17 protein-coding genes and 1 other RNA gene are annotated in these 16,667 nt (G+C 56.5%); 7 read left to right on the top strand and 11 right to left on the bottom strand.

Annotation, left to right across the window (positions count from 1 at the left end):
- Positions 1-374: 374 nt before the first annotated feature.
- Complete coding sequence (gene pyrB / locus FKN99_RS16635; RefSeq protein ID WP_172118936.1) at positions 375-1,400, top strand: aspartate carbamoyltransferase; 1,026 nt, start codon at positions 375-377, stop codon at positions 1,398-1,400.
- 15 nt (positions 1,401-1,415) lie between these two features.
- On the opposite strand, the gene ruvX is transcribed toward pyrB, so the two are convergent.
- The 7 genes from ruvX to FKN99_RS16670 form a co-directional block, all read right to left on the bottom strand.
- Complete coding sequence (gene ruvX / locus FKN99_RS16640) at positions 1,416-1,871, bottom strand: Holliday junction resolvase RuvX (RefSeq protein ID WP_172118912.1); 456 nt, start codon at positions 1,869-1,871, stop codon at positions 1,416-1,418.
- The gene (locus FKN99_RS16645; RefSeq protein ID WP_172118913.1) at positions 1,871-2,428 is read right to left on the bottom strand and encodes a YqgE/AlgH family protein; all 558 of its coding nucleotides are present in this window, start codon (positions 2,426-2,428) and stop codon (positions 1,871-1,873) included. Before FKN99_RS16645 ends, ruvX begins: the two co-directional genes overlap by 1 nt.
- A 66-nt stretch (positions 2,429-2,494) precedes the next feature.
- Positions 2,495-3,457, bottom strand: coding sequence for a glutathione synthase (gshB, locus tag FKN99_RS16650; protein ID WP_172118914.1), 963 nt, complete (start codon positions 3,455-3,457; stop codon positions 2,495-2,497).
- Between the two features lie 75 nt (positions 3,458-3,532).
- Positions 3,533-4,225: a CvfB family protein gene (locus tag FKN99_RS16655; protein WP_172118915.1), complete on the bottom strand. Its 693-nt coding sequence runs from the start codon at positions 4,223-4,225 to the stop codon at positions 3,533-3,535.
- 204 nt (positions 4,226-4,429) lie between these two features.
- Complete coding sequence (locus FKN99_RS16660; RefSeq protein WP_172118916.1) at positions 4,430-5,185, bottom strand: 16S rRNA (uracil(1498)-N(3))-methyltransferase; 756 nt, start codon at positions 5,183-5,185, stop codon at positions 4,430-4,432.
- A gap of 2 nt (positions 5,186-5,187) precedes the next feature.
- Positions 5,188-5,700 (bottom strand): protein-export chaperone SecB, encoded by a 513-nt coding sequence (secB, locus tag FKN99_RS16665; RefSeq protein ID WP_172118917.1) that lies wholly within the window; start codon positions 5,698-5,700, stop codon positions 5,188-5,190.
- 49 nt (positions 5,701-5,749) lie between these two features.
- Positions 5,750-6,172, bottom strand: coding sequence for a rhodanese-like domain-containing protein (locus tag FKN99_RS16670; protein ID WP_172118918.1), 423 nt, complete (start codon positions 6,170-6,172; stop codon positions 5,750-5,752).
- Positions 6,173-6,457: 285 nt separating this feature from the next.
- Between FKN99_RS16670 and gpmI the strand changes: the two genes are divergently transcribed.
- The 3 genes from gpmI to FKN99_RS16685 all read left to right on the top strand — a co-directional run bounded on the left by gpmI (position 6,458) and on the right by FKN99_RS16685 (position 10,603).
- A complete protein-coding gene (gene gpmI / locus FKN99_RS16675) occupies positions 6,458-8,020 on the top strand; it encodes a 2,3-bisphosphoglycerate-independent phosphoglycerate mutase (RefSeq protein ID WP_172118919.1) in 1,563 nt (520 codons plus the stop codon).
- 20 nt (positions 8,021-8,040) lie between these two features.
- Positions 8,041-9,177, top strand: a complete 1,137-nt coding sequence (locus FKN99_RS16680; RefSeq protein WP_172118920.1) for a murein hydrolase activator EnvC family protein — start codon at positions 8,041-8,043, stop codon at positions 9,175-9,177.
- Between the two features lie 124 nt (positions 9,178-9,301).
- Positions 9,302-10,603 carry a S41 family peptidase gene (locus FKN99_RS16685; protein WP_172118921.1) on the top strand — a complete coding sequence of 434 codons (1,302 nt, stop codon included), beginning with the start codon at positions 9,302-9,304 and terminating at the stop codon, positions 10,601-10,603.
- Here FKN99_RS16685 and FKN99_RS16690 read toward each other — a convergent pair.
- From FKN99_RS16690 to FKN99_RS16705, 4 genes are all read right to left on the bottom strand, one after another.
- The gene (locus FKN99_RS16690) at positions 10,600-11,853 is read right to left on the bottom strand and encodes a UbiH/UbiF/VisC/COQ6 family ubiquinone biosynthesis hydroxylase (RefSeq protein WP_172118922.1); all 1,254 of its coding nucleotides are present in this window, start codon (positions 11,851-11,853) and stop codon (positions 10,600-10,602) included. The genes FKN99_RS16685 and FKN99_RS16690 overlap by 4 nt on opposite strands.
- Before the next feature lie 99 nt (positions 11,854-11,952).
- Positions 11,953-13,182, bottom strand: coding sequence for a 2-octaprenyl-6-methoxyphenyl hydroxylase (gene ubiH, locus FKN99_RS16695; protein WP_253927072.1), 1,230 nt, complete (start codon positions 13,180-13,182; stop codon positions 11,953-11,955).
- Between the two features lie 89 nt (positions 13,183-13,271).
- Positions 13,272-14,609, bottom strand: coding sequence for a Xaa-Pro aminopeptidase (pepP, locus tag FKN99_RS16700; RefSeq protein WP_172118923.1), 1,338 nt, complete (start codon positions 14,607-14,609; stop codon positions 13,272-13,274).
- Between the two features lie 15 nt (positions 14,610-14,624).
- Positions 14,625-15,203 carry a UPF0149 family protein gene (locus FKN99_RS16705; protein WP_087106933.1) on the bottom strand — a complete coding sequence of 193 codons (579 nt, stop codon included), beginning with the start codon at positions 15,201-15,203 and terminating at the stop codon, positions 14,625-14,627.
- A gap of 161 nt (positions 15,204-15,364) precedes the next feature.
- Between FKN99_RS16705 and FKN99_RS16710 the strand changes: the two genes are divergently transcribed.
- The 3 genes from FKN99_RS16710 to FKN99_RS16720 all read left to right on the top strand — a co-directional run bounded on the left by FKN99_RS16710 (position 15,365) and on the right by FKN99_RS16720 (position 16,534).
- A complete protein-coding gene (locus FKN99_RS16710; RefSeq protein WP_172118924.1) occupies positions 15,365-15,664 on the top strand; it encodes a cell division protein ZapA in 300 nt (99 codons plus the stop codon).
- Positions 15,665-15,717: 53 nt separating this feature from the next.
- Positions 15,718-15,901: non-coding RNA, 6S RNA (gene ssrS, locus FKN99_RS16715), on the top strand.
- 6 nt (positions 15,902-15,907) lie between these two features.
- Positions 15,908-16,534: a 5-formyltetrahydrofolate cyclo-ligase gene (locus FKN99_RS16720; RefSeq protein ID WP_172118925.1), complete on the top strand. Its 627-nt coding sequence runs from the start codon at positions 15,908-15,910 to the stop codon at positions 16,532-16,534.
- The last annotated feature ends 133 nt before the right edge of the window (positions 16,535-16,667 follow it).

Consider the following 16,667-nt stretch of genomic DNA (forward strand, 5'->3'; position numbering starts at 1 on the left):
ACTACCAACATTCGACTCGATGACCGGAGCCGCTTGCCTCAGCGAGGAAGGCGTATTCTACGCATTTCCTGACGTTTGTCAACCGCTGTTTTCAGCGAATGAAGCGAGCGATTAAAACTTCGCTAACCTCCTGACAAACCGAAGGTTTTCACCTTCTTCACCGCTGGTAACGCTGGGCGTCCCCGGCAGCGGATGCGTACTTTACGGATTCGCCGGGCGTTTGGCAAGGGGCTGGGTGAAATATGTTTGAAAAACGTCAGCAGCCTCTTTTATAAGGCCGTGAAAGCACTTCGGCGAACCACGTATTGGCGGTTACACTACACCCAGCCACTTCATCTACCCACTTCGCCTTCTACTTCAACATGAGGTCCATGATGAGCCCCCATCTGCTATCCGTTGACTCCTTAAACCGTGACAGCGTTAACCACCTTCTACGCGTTGCGGCCCAAATGGAGCCCATTGCCCAGCGCCGTCAGGTTACCCGTGTTCTTGAAGGCGCCGTTTTGGGCAACTTGTTCTTCGAAGCCAGTACGCGCACCCGGGTAAGTTTTCATACGGCGTTTTGTCGGTTGGGCGGCAGCGTATGTGATACCACAGGCTTTACGTTCTCATCCATGGCCAAAGGCGAGTCGCTTTACGATACCAGTCGGGTAATGAGTGGCTACTGCGATGCGATTGTCATGCGCCACCCGGACCAGGGCTCTGTTGCCGAGTTTGCGGCGGCGACGAATGTACCGGTGATTAACGGCGGCGACGGCCCAGGTGAACACCCAAGCCAAGCCCTGTTGGATATCTATACGATCGATAAGGAGTTTCAGCGGTTAGGCAAATCGTTTGGCGGAGCACATATTCTGCTGACCGGCGATCTCAAGTATGGGCGTACGGTGCACTCTCTGATCAAGCTGCTTTCTTTATACGATCCGTTACGTATCACACTGGTATCGCCGCCCGGGCTTGAAATGCCTACTGCACTGATTGACCTGGTCACATCACGCGGGCACCAGGTAGAGGTACGCGATCATTTAGCCACTGACTTCAGTGATCTGGATGTTGTGTACACCACACGAATTCAGAAAGAGCGCTTTACCGAAGAAATGAACGAGAACTTCCAGGGCATCTCGGATGATTTTATAGTCAACAAGGCGTTTCTGGATCAACGCTGCAGTGAGTCGACCATTGTTATGCACCCGCTGCCCCGCGATAGCCGCCCCGGCGCGAATGACTTGAACGTGGATCTTAACGGCGACCCGCGCTTGGCGATCTTTCGTCAGACAGATAACGGCATCGCCATGCGGATGGCTATCTTTGCAACGCTGCTGCACGTCGATTCACTGATTGAGAAAGACCTTCGCCCGGTGCGCTGGTTTGTACCCAGCCAGATCGGGACACTGGATCGCTAACGCTACTTATATACGCTAGAGAGCAGAACGCCCATCGGGAAGACCTTCCTGATGGGCAAACCAGCCTTCCAAAATCAACACCGCCGCAATGCCATCGACGCTCTCTTCACGGTAGTTGCCTCGGTGACCCGCTTCGCGGGCAATTAGCTTGGCTTCGCGGGTAGAGCCACGTTCGTCTACCATCACGCAGGGTTTGCCGTAGCGCCCATGTAAACGGTTGCCAAACTTGCGGGCACGCTTACTCATGTCCGATTCGCTGCCATCCATATTGAGCGGTAAGCCAACGACCAGCAGGTCCGGCTGCCACTCTTTCAGCAGCTGCTCTACTTTATTCCAGTCGGGGATGCCGTCACGTGCAGTAAGTGGAGAAAGCTCGCGGGCGCTTTTTAAAAGCTCATTGCCCACGGCTACCCCAATACGCCGCGTACCGTAATCAAAGGCAAGAATTAAGCGTTGGCCAACCTCTGCCATCACGCGTGCCCTGCATCACGAGTCATCAGGTATAGATCCACTCCTAACAATCCTGCGGCAGCCGTTAAGCGCTCAGCAGGTGGCGTGTTGAACAGCACTTCCGCCTGGCCCTCAACCGTCAGCCAGCTATTGTCCTTTAACTCATCTTCAAGCTGACCGACTTCCCAGCCCGCGCAGCCCAGACAAATCAGGAAGTGCTCAGGACCTTCACCGTTAGCTAGCGCCTGAAGAATGTCCATAGAGGTCGTCAGCGACACACCATCCTCTACCTGAACGCTGGAGTCCCACTCCTGGCTATCGCCAAGATGGAGGATAAAGCCGCGATCCTTGTGCGTAGGGCCACCGTAATAGACTGGGGCATTGCGGTGGGGGCTGTCTTCCCCCCCCAGCTCCAACTGATCAAACAGTGCATCCAGCGTCATATCCAACGGGCGGTTGGTGATAACCCCCATGCAGCCATTATGGTCATGATCACAGAGGTAGATCAGGCTGCCCACAAAGTCAGGATCATCCAGATGCGGCATCGCCATTAAAAAATGGTGTTTCAAACTTTGCATGCGTCTCCTACGACCTGCTGACATAGCCAGCAGACCTTTCTTATCATCAAGTGTGAATCAGGCGTATCAAGCAGCGCTCAAGCGGCGCTCGATGGCATCCAACAACAGGCCCGCGATATTCGTGCCGCGCTGGTCATCAATTTCACGCACGCAGGTGGGGCTGGTAACGTTAATTTCAGTGATGTAGTCGCCAATCACGTCCAGCCCTACAAACATCAGGCCTTTTTCACGAATCATTGGCTGTACTTGCTCAATCAACCAGTAATCACGCTCAGTGAGATCACGTGCGACACCACGGCCACCGGCTGCCAGGTTGCCGCGCGTTTCACCAGCCGATGGGATGCGCGCCAGCCCAAAGGGCACCGGCTCGCCGTCCACCAGCAGGATACGCGTGTCGCCGTCTTTAATGTCAGGCAGGTAGCGCTGAACCATAATCTGGCGCTGACCACGCAGCGTTAGCTGCTCAATGACCGCGCCAATATTGCGGCCATCAGGGCCGATATGAAAAATCCCGGTGCCACCCATCCCGTCCAGCGGTTTGAAAATCACATCGCCGTGCTCGGCATGAAAGGCCCGCAGCACATCATCGCGGCTGGCCACCATGGTGGGCGTGCAGCACTGAGGAAACTGCTGGGCAAACAACTTCTCATTACACTGTAAAAGCGCTGAGGTTGGATTAACAATAAGCACGCCGTCACGCTCAGCAAAACCCAAGAGGTGGACCGCATTGGTGAAGTCAGCATCCACCGGCGGGTCTTTACGCATTAACATCACATCAAGCTCAGCCAGTGGCCGGGCAGCCGCTTCACCCAGGTCATACCAATGGTTAGGGTCGCGATGCACGGTTAGTGGTCGCATGCGTGCGTAGGCTTGCCCCGCCTGTAAGAAAAGATCTTCCTGCTCCATATAGTGCAGGATATAGCCGCGTTCCTGGGCCGCCCACAGCATGGCTATGGTGGTATCTTTCTTGTAAGCGATGTCGCTGATAGGGTCCATCACGACGCCGAGATGCAGATTTGATTGACTCATCGGGGCACAATCCATACGTAAACAATAGGTAGGCAGTATGCCGTACTGCCTGTCAGGCTCCAACCATTGGCGCCGTTACGGGGCAAGCGCGCCCGGCACCAGCCGTATCGCGTCAGGCTCTAAGATAATCAGTTGCTGCTTATAAAGCCGCCCAATGGCTTGTTTAAACGCACTTTTGCTCACACCCAACCGCGCTTTAATCGCGTGGGCGTCACTTTTATCGCCCAGCGGTAGATAACCGCCGCTTTCACGCAGTGCTTTAAGTATCTTATCGCCGACGACGTCTAATCGCGCCGCGCCTGGCGGCAACAGAGAAATATCCAGCCGGCCATCCTCACGGCGCTGCTTAACGTAGCCTTTTAGCGTCTGCCCGCGGCGCAGCGGCTGAGAAATATCATCCTGGTAGATTAGTCCCCAATAGCGGTGATCAACCGCTACTTTCATACCGAGGTCGGTGCGGTCAGCGACCACGACGCTCACCTCATTCCCCTTTTCAAGCGCCCAGGCATCATCGGCTAAAAAGCGATCAAGGCGCATGGAGGCCACAGGACGCCCCTGATCATCTTCATACAGCATGACCAGCACCCGCTTGCCAGGATCCGGCCGGAAGATTTGCTCGCTGTACGGCAAGAGAACGTCCTTGGGCTGCCCCCAACGCAAAAACGCGCCCGTGTTATTAACGGTCACAACAGTTAAATACGCCACTTCGCCTAACTGGGCAGAGGCGTCACTTGTAGCGCGAGGAGGAGTCGTTGATTCACGGACCATGGGTGCCGTCCTTAAAAAGTGAGTCTATAGTATGGCGCCTGAGGATAACCGAGCAAAGCAGCTGGCCCGCTACGTAGTGATGGCCGCTGCTTAACACAGGCCAGGCTAATGGCTACTCATTCACACTTGTAAAGCCTATAGCGAAGGCTAACGCTAAACAGCAGGCCACTGAGGAAGGGGATCAATGAAGGTGTTAGTAGGCGCTTACAAATCACCAAAGTAGTGCTGTAGAAGGGTCAAGGCAACCACCGGGGCTGTTTCCGTACGCAGAACACGTGGCCCTAGCGTTAATGGCGTAAAGCCAGCTGCCTGAGCGGCTGCAATATCCGCCTCCGTTAAGCCACCCTCAGGGCCAATTAAAAGTGCAGCGGCCTCAGGGCGCTCCGGCTGATCAAACGCATTGCCCGTTGCCAAGTGCAGCATCAAGCGAAGCGGCTCCTGGCGGGCACTTAGCCACTCAACAAGGCTTAGCGGCGAGTGAACGACAGGCACTACCGCCCGGCCACTTTGTTCGCAAGCACTTGCCGCAACAGCCTGCCAATGGGCCAGCTTTTTGGCTTCACGATCCCCCTTTAAACGTACATCACCACGCTCTGTATACAGTGGCGTGATAGCAGCGACACCTAATTCAACCGCCTTCTGGATCGCATAATCCATCCGGTCGCCTTTGGAGATCGCCTGGCCAAGGTGAACAGCAAAGGGTGATTCCCCCTCACCGACCCAAACGGCGTCGATAACCGCCGTCGTGTGCTTACGCCCTACCTCGGCCAAGCGGACGCCCGCTTCATTGCCCTGGCCATCGAACAGCACCAAAGGCGCGCCCTCACCCATGCGTAGCACGCGGGTGACATGGCGCGCCGGGCCTTCCGGCAGCACTACCTCTTGGCCTACTGCAAAAACAGCCGGTACATGGAGGCGCGGCATTTTGCCATGCACGGCATACCAGTCGGCAGCCTGCATGCTTAGTGAGTACTCACTTCGGCCTGGTTTGCCTGTTGCGCTTCGCGCTGCTTACGCTGGGCGTACATGGCTTCAAAGTTCACCGGTGCCAACATCAGTGGCGGGAAGCCACCACGGTTTACCAGGTTATCAACACACTCACGCGCGTAAGGGAACAGCAGGTTGGGGCAGAACGCACCCAGTGTCTGCTCCAACTGAGCGCCTTCGATGCCCGAAATACGGAATAAACCCGCTTGTTCAACCTCGGCAAGAAACGAGGTAGTGCCGGTTTCTGAATCGTTGACCTGAGCGGTGACTTTCACAACCACTTCATACTGGTCGTCATCGATTTTAGTGCTGGTGGTATTAAGATCCAGATTCACCTTCGGCTTAAACGCCTGCTTGAAAACAGACGGTGAGTTAGGTGCTTCAAAGGAGATATCTTTCACGTAAATACGCTGCATAGAGAACTTCAGCTGTGGCTTGTCGCCGGACGCTGCTGCACCAGCCTGCGGGGTGTTGTTATCTTCCGCCATGGGGAAACTCCTCGTTGTTCATTGAATCAATAGTAAAAGGTGAGAACGCTTACTTCTTAACGACGGGAAGGCTATCGGCCTGCCACTGCGCCATGCCACCTTTCAATTTAGTCACACGCTCGAAACCTGCCTTGGCAAGCTTGGTTTGAACCGCGCCTGCACTTTGCCCATGCTTGCATACGACAATGATCGGCTGGTTTTTCACTTTATCCAGCTCGTTCATACGGTTATCAAGCTTGTTATGGGGAATGTTACGTGCGCCAGCAATATGCCCGGCTTTGAAGTCTTTGCTTTCACGAATGTCCAGCACAACCGCATCTTCTCGGTTGATGAGCTGGGTGGCCTGAGTTGAGGTCACCGCATTGGTTGAAGCACTACGCGTTTCATAAATAAGCCACGCTACTAGCACCAGCAAAAACGCCCCAACGAGCAGGGGGTGGTTCTGTACGAATTCGAACAGCTGATCGATCATCGCGAACACAATCTCTTGGTCTATGCAGAAAAAAGCGGCAACGCCGCCGTCAAAACGCGATAAGTATACACGTCACAGGGCACCCCGCGCAGGCCTTGCTCATGACGCCCGGCGGTCGCCTACGTTATGATGCCCCAAGCGTGCATCAGTCGCGACCCTGATCACAAGGTGTTGTTTGAAAATAACGTGAGTTGACTCACCTTTTTAAACCTCTTTACTTTCAAACAGCGCTTTCATTGCTGACTGTTTTACGCCGCTTGGATTACTCAACCGAACGAGGTTCTTATGGCTACGTCTACTCCGCGTCCCGTCGCGCTGATCATTCTTGACGGTTATGGACACAATCCCGATAGCGCCAATAACGCGGTAGCATCGGCCAACACGCCCGTGATGGATGCGCTTTGGGCGAATCGACCGCACGCGTTTGTGCATACTGACGGCCACCACGTAGGCCTGCCCGATGGGCAAATGGGCAACTCAGAAGTGGGCCATATGAATCTGGGTGCCGGACGCATCGTTTATCAGGACTTCACACGGATCACCAAAGCCATTAAAGAGGGCGATCTGGATGTTAACGAAAACCTGACACAACCGATTGATGATGCCGTGGCCAATGACCGCGCCGTTCATCTGCTGGGCTTGCTCTCTCCTGGCGGCGTACATAGCCATGAAGATCATTTCATCGCGATGGCCGAACTAGCGGCTCGCCGCGGTGCGCAACGTATCTTTATTCATGCATTTTTGGATGGCCGAGACATGCCGCCTCAAAGCGCGCTGGCTTCTATCGAACGTGCTAATGCCCGCCTGGCTGAGCTGGTAGGCGCTGAAAATGGTTTTGTGGCCTCCATTATTGGCCGCTTTTACGCCATGGACCGTGATAACCGCTGGGAGCGGGTAGAAAAAGCCTACCATCTGCTGACCGAGGGCCAGGCTGACATCTATGCCACCAGCGCCGAAACCGCGCTGCGCGACGCCTATGAGCGCGGCGAAACCGACGAATTTGTACTGCCAAGCTGCGTATTGCTCAACGACAAGTGCGTTACCTTGCAAGACGGTGACGCCGCCCTGTTTCTTAACTTCCGCTCTGACCGCGCGCGCGAACTTACCCGCGCATTTGTAGAGCCTGACTTCAGCGGCTTTTCGCGCAGGGCCTGCCCATCGCTGGCGGGCAAGGGCTTGGTCATGTTGACCCAGTACGCAGCGGACATTCCTGCACCGGCCGCGTTTCCGCCATTTGATCTCAATGACACCCTGGGCGAGGTCGTCGCCAAGCGCGGTTTGACGCAGCTGCGTATTGCCGAAACAGAGAAGTACCCCCACGTTACCTTTTTCTTCTCGGGTGGCAACGAAGCCGAGTATGAGGGCGAAGAGCGCATTCTGGTGCCCTCCCCTCGGGACGTGAAGACCTACGACGAAAAACCCGAGATGAGCGCTTACGAGATTACCGACAACCTCGTTGAGGCTATCGACAGCGGCCGCTTTGACTTCATCGTATGTAACTATGCCAACGGCGATATGGTGGGCCATACCGGCGACTTCAACGCGGCGGTAACAGCTATTGAAACGGTCGATATCTGCGTTGGCCGCGTTATTGACGCGATTGAGCGCGCTGGCGGTGCTTGCCTGGTAACCGCCGACCACGGTAATGCCGAGCAGATGGTGCATCCGGTCACAGGCGCCCCCCAAACGGCCCACACCACCTTTGTGGTACCGCTGGTTTACGTGGGTGAGCGAGCCGGCACGTTAAGCGATGGCCGCCTGTGCGACCTGGCCCCCACACTCTTGACCATGATGAATCAACCGGTTCCCGAGGCCATGACCGGGAACCCACTGATTGATTTCACTTGATCATACCGTTGCGACGTCCTGTGCGAACCGCGTTAGTACTGGGTGCGCTACTGGTCATTGTGTACTCACCGGCGGGTTTGGCCCAGTCGGATGAGCAGGCAACGCGCCAGCAGCTGGATGCGCTTGGCCAGGAAATTGAGTCGCTTACGCAGCGGCTGAGTACAACAGGAGAAGCACGGGACAGCGCCGAACGTGAACTACGCGAGGTTGAAACGGAGCTGGCCGACACTCACCAGCGGCTGGATGCCTTACAGGCCGAGCGGCGCCAGTTGGACGATGAAATGAACCAGTTGCGCCAGCACCGCGACCGCCTGGAGGACGAGCAAGCCAGCCAGTACGCCGCCCTCAGTCAACAACTCGCGGCGCTTTACCGGCTAGGGCCGACGCCACAGCTCAAGCTGCTGCTGAACCAAGGCGACCCGGCCGAGCTTGACCGTATGCAGGCTTACCTGAACCGCTTTACTCAAGCACGCAATGAACGTCTTGCCGATATTGCCCGGCTGGATACCGCGCTTGCCGATACGGAGCAGGCCCTTAACGAGCGCCAAACGCGCCTGGCAAGTGTCACCACCGAGCTGGATGCGCAGCGGGTGCGGCTTGCTGAGCGCTCCTCCGACCGGCGCAACGTCGTGGCCACGCTGGATGATCGCTATGGTAGCGAAGCTGATCGCCTGGCGGATCTTAACGATAACCGGGAGCAAGCCGAGCGTAAGCTGCGTGAAATTCAGGAGGAACTAGCACGCCTGGATGCCCCCACGCCCAGCACTCAGATTACCCGTACTCAAGGGGATTTGCCGTGGCCCGTGCAAGGTGCCATCACCACAACATTTAATCGTCGTGATGGCGTTCACTATAACGGTATCGTCATCCAGGCAAGCGCTGGTACGCAGGTAAACGCTGTGCACACCGGCCGGGTGGTGTTTGCCGACTGGATGCGTGGCTTCGGCAACCTGCTGATTATTGACCACGGCGACCAGATCATGACGCTCTATGCTCACTTACAGCAGTTTAGCGTACGTCCTGGCCAGCAGGTCAGCCGTGGCGACGAAATTGGCCGCGTAGGCGACAGTGGTGGACAATCGAGTAATGCGCTCTACTTTGAAGTACGTCAGAGTGGCAAACCAATTAACCCACAGCGTTGGATTGCGCGCCGCTGACGGGATAAGCTGAACCGTATTAGGTTCTGTCTGAAACGTTGCCGAACGCAGACACTTTTCAGACAGAACGGTAATGTCAACTTGGGGCAGTTTTAAACACTGCCTAACGCCTTGCGGAGTCTGCATGACGCTATTTGTTAACGAAGTACCGGCCTCTGCCAAGCGCCTTCTGGTGACTCTGCTTCCTGTTGCGCTATTGTCGGCACCGCTACCGCTGTTTGCCCAGCCCGCCAACCAAGCGGCAGCTGATGAATTACCCCTTGAAGAGATCCAGACCTTTGCCGAGGTGTTTGAGCGTATCAAGCGTGGCTACGTTGAAGAGGTCGATGACCGCACGCTGCTGCGTAACGCCATGCGCGGTATGCTCAGCGAACTCGACCCTCACTCTGCCTATCTTGATGCGGAAGAGTATCAAAGCCTGCGCGAAACCACTCAAGGAGAGTTTGGCGGCATTGGTATAGAAGTTGGCATGGAAAACGGCCAACTATTGGTGATCACCCCGATTGATGATACGCCCGCCTCACGGGCTGGTCTGCTTCCTCGGGATGTTATCGTTGCCATTGATGGCACGCCGACTGAAAGCATGTCGCTTCAAGAAGCCGTTACGCTAATGCGCGGCGAACCAGGCAGCCAGTTGCGCATGATGATTCTACGCACGGGAGAGGACACCCCGCGTGAGTTCAACCTTACCCGTGAGGCCATCCGCAGCGAAAGCGTTAAGCATGAGCTTCTTGAGCCCGGCTATGGCTACCTGCGAATTAGTCAGTTTCAGTCGCGTACGCCAGAACAGGCCCGCCAGGCGATAGAGCGCATGACGCGCGAACAGCCGCTGGAAGGGCTGATTCTTGACCTGCGCAATAATCCCGGCGGTGTACTCCAAGCGGCGGCCGGTGTAGCAGACCTGTTTCTGGATAACGGCCTGATTGTGTATACCGAAGGCCGGCTTTCCGATACCGCCATGTCATTTTCAGCCTCACCCGCCACGCCCGCCAGTGATATTCCGCTGGTCGTGCTGATTAACAGCGGCAGCGCTTCGGCCGCAGAAATTGTGGCGGGTGCGCTTCAAGACCAACGCCGCGGCGTCATTATGGGCACAGACAGTTTCGGAAAGGGTTCCGTTCAGCAGGTCATGCCGCTGGGTAATGGTGAAGGTTTGAAACTCACCACCGCGCTTTACTACACGCCAAACGGACGCTCCATTCAGGCGCAGGGCATCGCGCCCGATGTAGAAGTAGTACGAGGCCGTCTGGAAGTCGCCGAAAGCCGCCCGGAGCTTCGCGAGGCGGACCTTGGCGGCCACCTGGATGCACAGCAGCCCGCCACCCAGACACGTTCATCCGCGACCGAGCGGCTACGTGATGACTACCAAATGAGTGAAGCGCTCAATCTTCTCAAAGCGCTTAATGTGGTCGACCGCCGCCGTTAGCGGCAGCTATGCGGCAAGCGCCCCCGCTCTCCGGTGGCCTGCCGCATGACGCTGCGTTTAACAGGGCTTAGCTGGTTCATACCGCTCATGCCGAGATTGCGGGCCAGTGTAAAGAGCGGCATTTGGGTGCCAAACAGCTCCCTGAATCCTTTCATCAGCCCTAACATGGCACTGTTATCCAAGCGCCGCCTGCGCTCATAGCGTTTCAATGTGGTTAACTCGCCCCACGGGGCGCCGCGCTTCCAGGCGCTAACCACTTCTTCAGCCAATACCGCGGCATCCATCAAACCGAGGTTAACGCCCTGCCCTGCCAATGGATGAATGCTGTGCGCCGCGTCGCCGATCAGCGCGAAGTGCGGCAATACATACTGCCTTGCATGACGCTGTACCAGCGGAAAACGATACACTCGGTCACACACCTCCACCTCGCCCAAGCGATAACCAAACGCCTCGCCCAGCGCTTTCCCTAACTCGTCAGGCGTAAAATGGCTGAGCGCCAACGCGTGCTCGGGCGTGGTCGACCAAACAATCGAGCAGTAGCGTGCATCGTCCTCTAGCGTGATCGGCAAGAAGGCCAGCGGGCCGCTCTGGGTAAACGCTTGCCGCGCGGTGCTGCCGTGTACATGAGCACACTTGACGGTTGTGACCACAGCCTCCTGACCCATATCGTCGCTGGTGATCTCTATGCCGGCCAGCTCCCGCAGGGTTGAACGCGCACCATCGGCCGCTACCAGCAGCGGTGCATGCAGCTTGCGCGCATCGTCCAACACTAGCCAACGGCCTGTCGCTGAGGTTTGTAGCGCCTGAACCCGGCAACCAAAAAAATGCTCTACTCTGGGATGATCCAGTACCGCATCATTGAGCGCCGCCTGAGTAATCGCATTCTCTACTATATGCCCAAGTACGGGCACCCCGGCTTCATCGGCCGAAAATTTGATTTCACCACTACCTTCCGCATCCCATACCTGCATATAGCGATACGGCGTTACGCGACATTCGGCCATGGCAGGCCAAACGTCCAGATGGGTTAACAGGCGCTGAGATACAGGCGTTAATGCACTGACCCGTGGCGTGGGAAGCGTCTTGTTAACGGCCTCCCAGCGCTGGGGTTCATGGCGCGCCTCCACCAGTGCCACATGCATACCTGCTTGTGCCAGCAAGGCTGTTAGCGCTGTCCCCACCATGCCTGCGCCCACGACAATAACGTCAAAATTTTCTGTCGGTGCAGTGTCTGTCGCGTGCGTATCCATAACGCTCCTATCCGAGCCCAGCTCTTAGAGCTTTGTTCCTGTTGAGCCAAATAGCCGGCTAAGCGTTTGGCATCTTTAATCTTAAACAGCGGGGCATACCTAACGCTCCAGCCCCATCGCGCGGCGCGCCAGGCTGCGTCGCAACGGCCCTACAAGGTTAAGGCCGATAAGCCCGGCTGCCCGAGCGTGGGGCAGAAGCGGTAACGAGTGTCCGAACAGGCGCACCAACCCGTCGCTAAAGCGAATGACATTGCGGCGATCACGCGCACGCTTCTGCTCAAAGGCCTGCAGCGTCGTCATATCACCCAGTGGCAGCCCGGTCTGTTCGCCCTGCTCAAGCGCTTCAACGAGGTCCATAATACCGCGTAACGCCAGGTTAAAGCCTTGACCGGCAACAGGGTGCAGCGCATGAGCTGCATTTCCCAGGACCGCCAGCCCCGGACGAACCGGCTCTTCTGCTGTTACCAACGAAAGCGGGTAGCTGTAGCGTTTTCCTACGCGAGTGAAACGTCCCACCCGATCACCAAAGGCGCTCTGCAGCTGGGCAAGAAACTCACGGTCCGGGAGTGCCATTCGCGCATGTTCCTGACCGCTGGGGTGTGTCCATATCAGCTCCATTGCCTGGCCTGGCAAAGGCAACAAGGCAACCGGCCCCTCCTGAGTGAAGCGCTCATAGGCAATACCCTCGTGTGGCTGGCTGATGCCCACATGGGCAATGAGCGCTGTCTGCTCATAGGAATTATGGCGACTGTTGATACCCAACTGCTCTTTAAGCCCCGAACGCCCCCCATCGGCCAGCACGGTTAAGGCGGCACGCAGCTCGCTGCCGTCAGAAAGGCGCAGATAGTGCCCGCCACCTTCTGGGACAAGCTTTTCTACCTTGGCCGGGCAGTACCAATCGACCGGCAGCGTTTTAAGATGGTGGTGAAGGACACGGCCCATCCAGGCATTGGGGATAACATGACCTAGCGCATCGACGCCTAATTCCTGAGCACTGAGCCGCGTCGCTCCCAAGCGGCCACGCTCACTGATATGAATATACCGAATAGGCGTTGCTTCGCCCTGCATCGCATCCCAAATGCCCAACTGTTGAAAACGCTGTGCTGAGCCTTCAGCAATGGCGCTTGCACGCGCATCAAAGCTCGGCTGCCAACTCTCTTCAAGCGGCGCTTCATTCATCGGCGTCGCTTCGATAATGGCGACTTTCCAGCCATAACGCTTGATAAGCGGGGCCAGTGCACAGCCCAGGCTGGCGCCCACTAATCCGCCCCCCACAATCACGATATCGTGTGTGGTCGTCTTTACTGGCGTATCCATCGACGACGGCATTAGCATCTCCTGTCACCTGGCGCACCGCCATATCGTAATGGCGTAACGTAAATTACATAACAGATATTCAGGCAATCAATGTGCGCTTATTATTTAACCATTAGCGCTTCAATGTCAGCCATGCCTTTAGGTACTCCCGCCGTCAGGTTTTCATACCCTTCGTCGGTCACTACGACGTTATCCTCAATCCTGATACCGATTCCACGATACGCCGATGGAACATCCTCTGCGTCGGGAATGTAGAGTCCTGGCTCAATGGTTAACACCATACCCGCGACTAAAGGTCGTGGCGTTTTTTCATCCAGCCGGTAGCTACCAACATCGTGGACATCCAGCCCCAGCCAGTGGGACGTAGAGTGCAGGTAAAAACGCCGGTAGCTTTCATCATCAATTCGGGCTTGAACATCGCCTTCAAGTAACCCCAACGCAATCAACCCAGCCGTTAAATCCTTAACGACGTTCTGGTGAACATCAACGAGCGTTGCCCCGGGTTTTATCGCGGCGACTGCGCGCTCCTGGGCGCTCAGTACAACTTGATAAAGAGCCCGCTGAGCCTCGCTAAACCGGCCATTTACCGGAAAGGTACGGGTAATATCGCCAGCGTAGAGTTCAAACTCGGCCCCGGCATCAATTAACACCAGGCTATCGTTGGTTAGCGCTGCACGATTCTCGATATAGTGTAATACGCATGCGTTCGCACCGCCGCCCACTATCGTACTGTAAGCAGGCCCGCTGCCGCCCTGCCAAACAAACTCATGTTCAAGCTCGGCCTGCAGCTGATACTCGTAAAGCCCGGGGCGCGATGCCTGCATGGCACGCACATGGGCCTGCGCTGAAATCGCCGCGGCATGGCGCAGCAGGGCAATCTCGGCCTCACTTTTTATTAGCCGCATCGCATGAATCAGCGCGCTGACATCCAGCCAGCCTTTGAGTGGGGCCCGCCCACGGCGCAGCCCCACCTGGGCGAAGGAGAAAGCCTCTTCGGCAATACCCAGCGCATCGGGATTATCCAAGGGCACGTAAAGCAGTTCGCGGCCCTCCAGCAGCGCTGGCAGCTGTGCCTCGCGGTCAGCATTTTCAAACGCCTGGTCGATGCCATGTTCCGCTTCAACGCCCCGGGCGCCCAAACGGCGGCCTGTCCAGGCTTCCATCGTTGGGTCGCGGTCCTGGCAAAACACAATGCTCTGCCCATCGTCATGACCGGGAAGTAGCACCAGCAGCGCATCAGGCTCAGTGATTCCGGTCAGATAGTAAAAATCACTGTTTTGACGAAACGCGTACTCACTGTCGTGTGAACGGGTAACCAGCGAAGCACCAGGCAGCACGACAGCGGCATTTGCGGGCAACTGCGCAATCAAGGCGTCACGGCGAGCGCGATACTCTTCGTTGCCAATCGCAGGCGGCCGGGGAAGTAACTCAGGCAACATACAACCTCCGAAGAATTAGTGAACGGGCGCGTCGGCTTGCTCAACCTGGGGCTTGCCCGGGTGCTGCTCGGTATACAGCAGCATGGCAGCCATCCGCACGTGCTCCGTCAGAGCAAACAGGTCATTCTCATTTTCAGGGCTGTCGTCAATATCTGTTTCGATGTGGCCAATGCCTGCCAAATCGTCAATCGCCTCACTCAGCGTTTGTGACCAGCGCTCGCGAAGCTCGCCATCCACCACTTCCTCGACGACTTCCATAAAGCCCAGCGTCCACTCTTTTAGCCCCTGGGCTTGCTCGCCCAGCGAGAACAGCTCATCGGGGAGTAGCGGCGCATAGTTCAGGTCGCTGGCGCTAAGCGCCTCCAGCGTTTGGCGCCGCCAACCCAGCAGGCGTTCTGCACTGGGCTGGTCACGCGGTTGCTCAACGCCCAGGCTTATGCAGACCTCTTCAAGCCATGCCTCGGCACTTACATCGCGCAGCGCTAAAAGGGCGCTTAAACGTCCGTCTAAAAAGGCCGGTGACTGCATACTTCCATGCAGCAAAAAAACATCGGCTACGTCAGAAAAGTCCTGGCGCTCATCAATCAATGACATAGTAATAACTCGCTGTGTAATAATGATTCATACGTTAATGCGCCTTGGACACTTGCGCGTTGACCCCGTACAAGCGCCTCTCTTATAGTGAGCGACGACTGTTTTCCTATGCCATGATGTTAACGCATTGGGCCCCTCGCTGGCCCGCGCTGGAGCTTTAAATGAGTAACGCCAAGCGGCCAACGAAAGAAATTACCCTTCTCGGGCGCAGCTATGTCATTGCCTGCGATACCGGGGAAGAAGCCAAGCTTGATCGCGCCGCTCGCTACCTGGACCGCGCCATGAACGGTATCCAAGCGCAAAGCGGCACCTTGGGCAGTGAGCGTGTCACGTTGATCGCGGCGCTTAATATCACTCATGAACTGCTTGAAGCGCTGGATGAGCACCGGGCAAGCGAAGCCAACTTGAACAAGCTAAATGACCGTCTTGAGCGGGCGTTGGAAAAAACCCGCCAGCCTTAGCCAACCTTTCACTCAATACTTTGGCATGGCCGCTGGCTCTGTTAGAATAGCGGGGTTCTCTGGGGTGTACGCCAGTCGTTATAGTCCCTCGAGCCTATGCGCAGTACCCAGGGGGCCAATTGCTAGCCAGACCCGTGTGCATGTCCGTGCGTCGGAAAGCCTGACGGTTTGGCTGCGGCCACCCACTCTGAACCAGTAGGTTCAGGGCCAGAATGACAGCGGCACTCTGGGGAACTCTTATTTATGGAAAGCCTGCATCATCCTGAGGCCAAGCGCACCCTGCGCCTTGCGTTACGCCGACGACGCCTCGCCCTTTCAAAACATGAGCAGCGCCAAGCCGCTCTACGCCTTTGCCAACAGCTCAAACGGTTGCCTGAAATTCAGCGCGCCAAGCGCATCAGCCTCTATTTACCGGTTAACGGCGAAATCGACCCTACGCTTTTACTACCTTGGCTCCGCCAGCGTAATGTCGACGTTTATCTCCCGGTTCTGCGCCCGCTAAGCGATAACTCACTCTGGTTCGTTAACTACCACGTGACAACACCCATGGTAAAAAACCGCTTTGGGATTCTTGAACCGGATACGCGGTTTGGCGCTCACCGCCACAATCGGTTACCCGCTTGGGCGCTGGATACGCTCATTGTGCCGCTGGTAGGGTTTGATGCCGAGGCGAACCGCATGGGAATGGGGGGCGGCTTCTACGACCGCAGCCTTGCGTTTATGCGCAGGCAAGGCCCGGCGCCTGCCTTAATTGGCGTTGCCCACGCCTGTCAGCGTGTCGAATCGCTGCCCGTTGAACCCTGGGATGTGCCGCTAACCGCCGTAGTTAGCGACGAGAGTATCGTGCGTGCTGGCAAAAAAAAGAGCTGACTCTCTTAAAGTCAGCTCATACTACCTTTTGGCAAATGGCTGCGATGCCTTAAGCGTTATGTTTAACTTCCCGATAACGCCTGTGCATAGCCAGTGGCGAGTACGCCTAACAAGAACACTACTGTTAATGCCA

The sequence above is a fragment of the Halomonas hibernica genome (genome assembly GCF_013183775.1).
Taxonomy (GTDB): Bacteria; Pseudomonadota; Gammaproteobacteria; order Pseudomonadales; family Halomonadaceae; genus Vreelandella; species Vreelandella citrativorans.

Coding starts and splice junctions, on each gene's coding strand:
- FKN99_RS16720 (WP_172118925.1), top strand. CDS start 15,908: ATGGAAAGCCTGCATCATCCTGAGGCCAAGCGCACCCTGCGCCTTGCG.
- FKN99_RS16690 (WP_172118922.1), bottom strand. CDS start 11,853: ATGGATACGCACGCGACAGACACTGCACCGACAGAAAATTTTGACGTT.
- FKN99_RS16705 (WP_087106933.1), bottom strand. CDS start 15,203: ATGTCATTGATTGATGAGCGCCAGGACTTTTCTGACGTAGCCGATGTT.
- FKN99_RS16660 (WP_172118916.1), bottom strand. CDS start 5,185: ATGCAGGCTGCCGACTGGTATGCCGTGCATGGCAAAATGCCGCGCCTC.
- secB (WP_172118917.1), bottom strand. CDS start 5,700: ATGGCGGAAGATAACAACACCCCGCAGGCTGGTGCAGCAGCGTCCGGC.
- pyrB (WP_172118936.1), top strand. CDS start 375: ATGAGCCCCCATCTGCTATCCGTTGACTCCTTAAACCGTGACAGCGTT.
- FKN99_RS16670 (WP_172118918.1), bottom strand. CDS start 6,172: ATGATCGATCAGCTGTTCGAATTCGTACAGAACCACCCCCTGCTCGTT.
- FKN99_RS16655 (WP_172118915.1), bottom strand. CDS start 4,225: ATGGTCCGTGAATCAACGACTCCTCCTCGCGCTACAAGTGACGCCTCT.
- gshB (WP_172118914.1), bottom strand. CDS start 3,457: ATGAGTCAATCAAATCTGCATCTCGGCGTCGTGATGGACCCTATCAGC.
- ubiH (WP_253927072.1), bottom strand. CDS start 13,182: ATGCCGTCGTCGATGGATACGCCAGTAAAGACGACCACACACGATATC.
- FKN99_RS16685 (WP_172118921.1), top strand. CDS start 9,302: ATGACGCTATTTGTTAACGAAGTACCGGCCTCTGCCAAGCGCCTTCTG.
- FKN99_RS16710 (WP_172118924.1), top strand. CDS start 15,365: ATGAGTAACGCCAAGCGGCCAACGAAAGAAATTACCCTTCTCGGGCGC.
- gpmI (WP_172118919.1), top strand. CDS start 6,458: ATGGCTACGTCTACTCCGCGTCCCGTCGCGCTGATCATTCTTGACGGT.
- pepP (WP_172118923.1), bottom strand. CDS start 14,609: ATGTTGCCTGAGTTACTTCCCCGGCCGCCTGCGATTGGCAACGAAGAG.
- FKN99_RS16645 (WP_172118913.1), bottom strand. CDS start 2,428: ATGCAAAGTTTGAAACACCATTTTTTAATGGCGATGCCGCATCTGGAT.
- ruvX (WP_172118912.1), bottom strand. CDS start 1,871: ATGGCAGAGGTTGGCCAACGCTTAATTCTTGCCTTTGATTACGGTACG.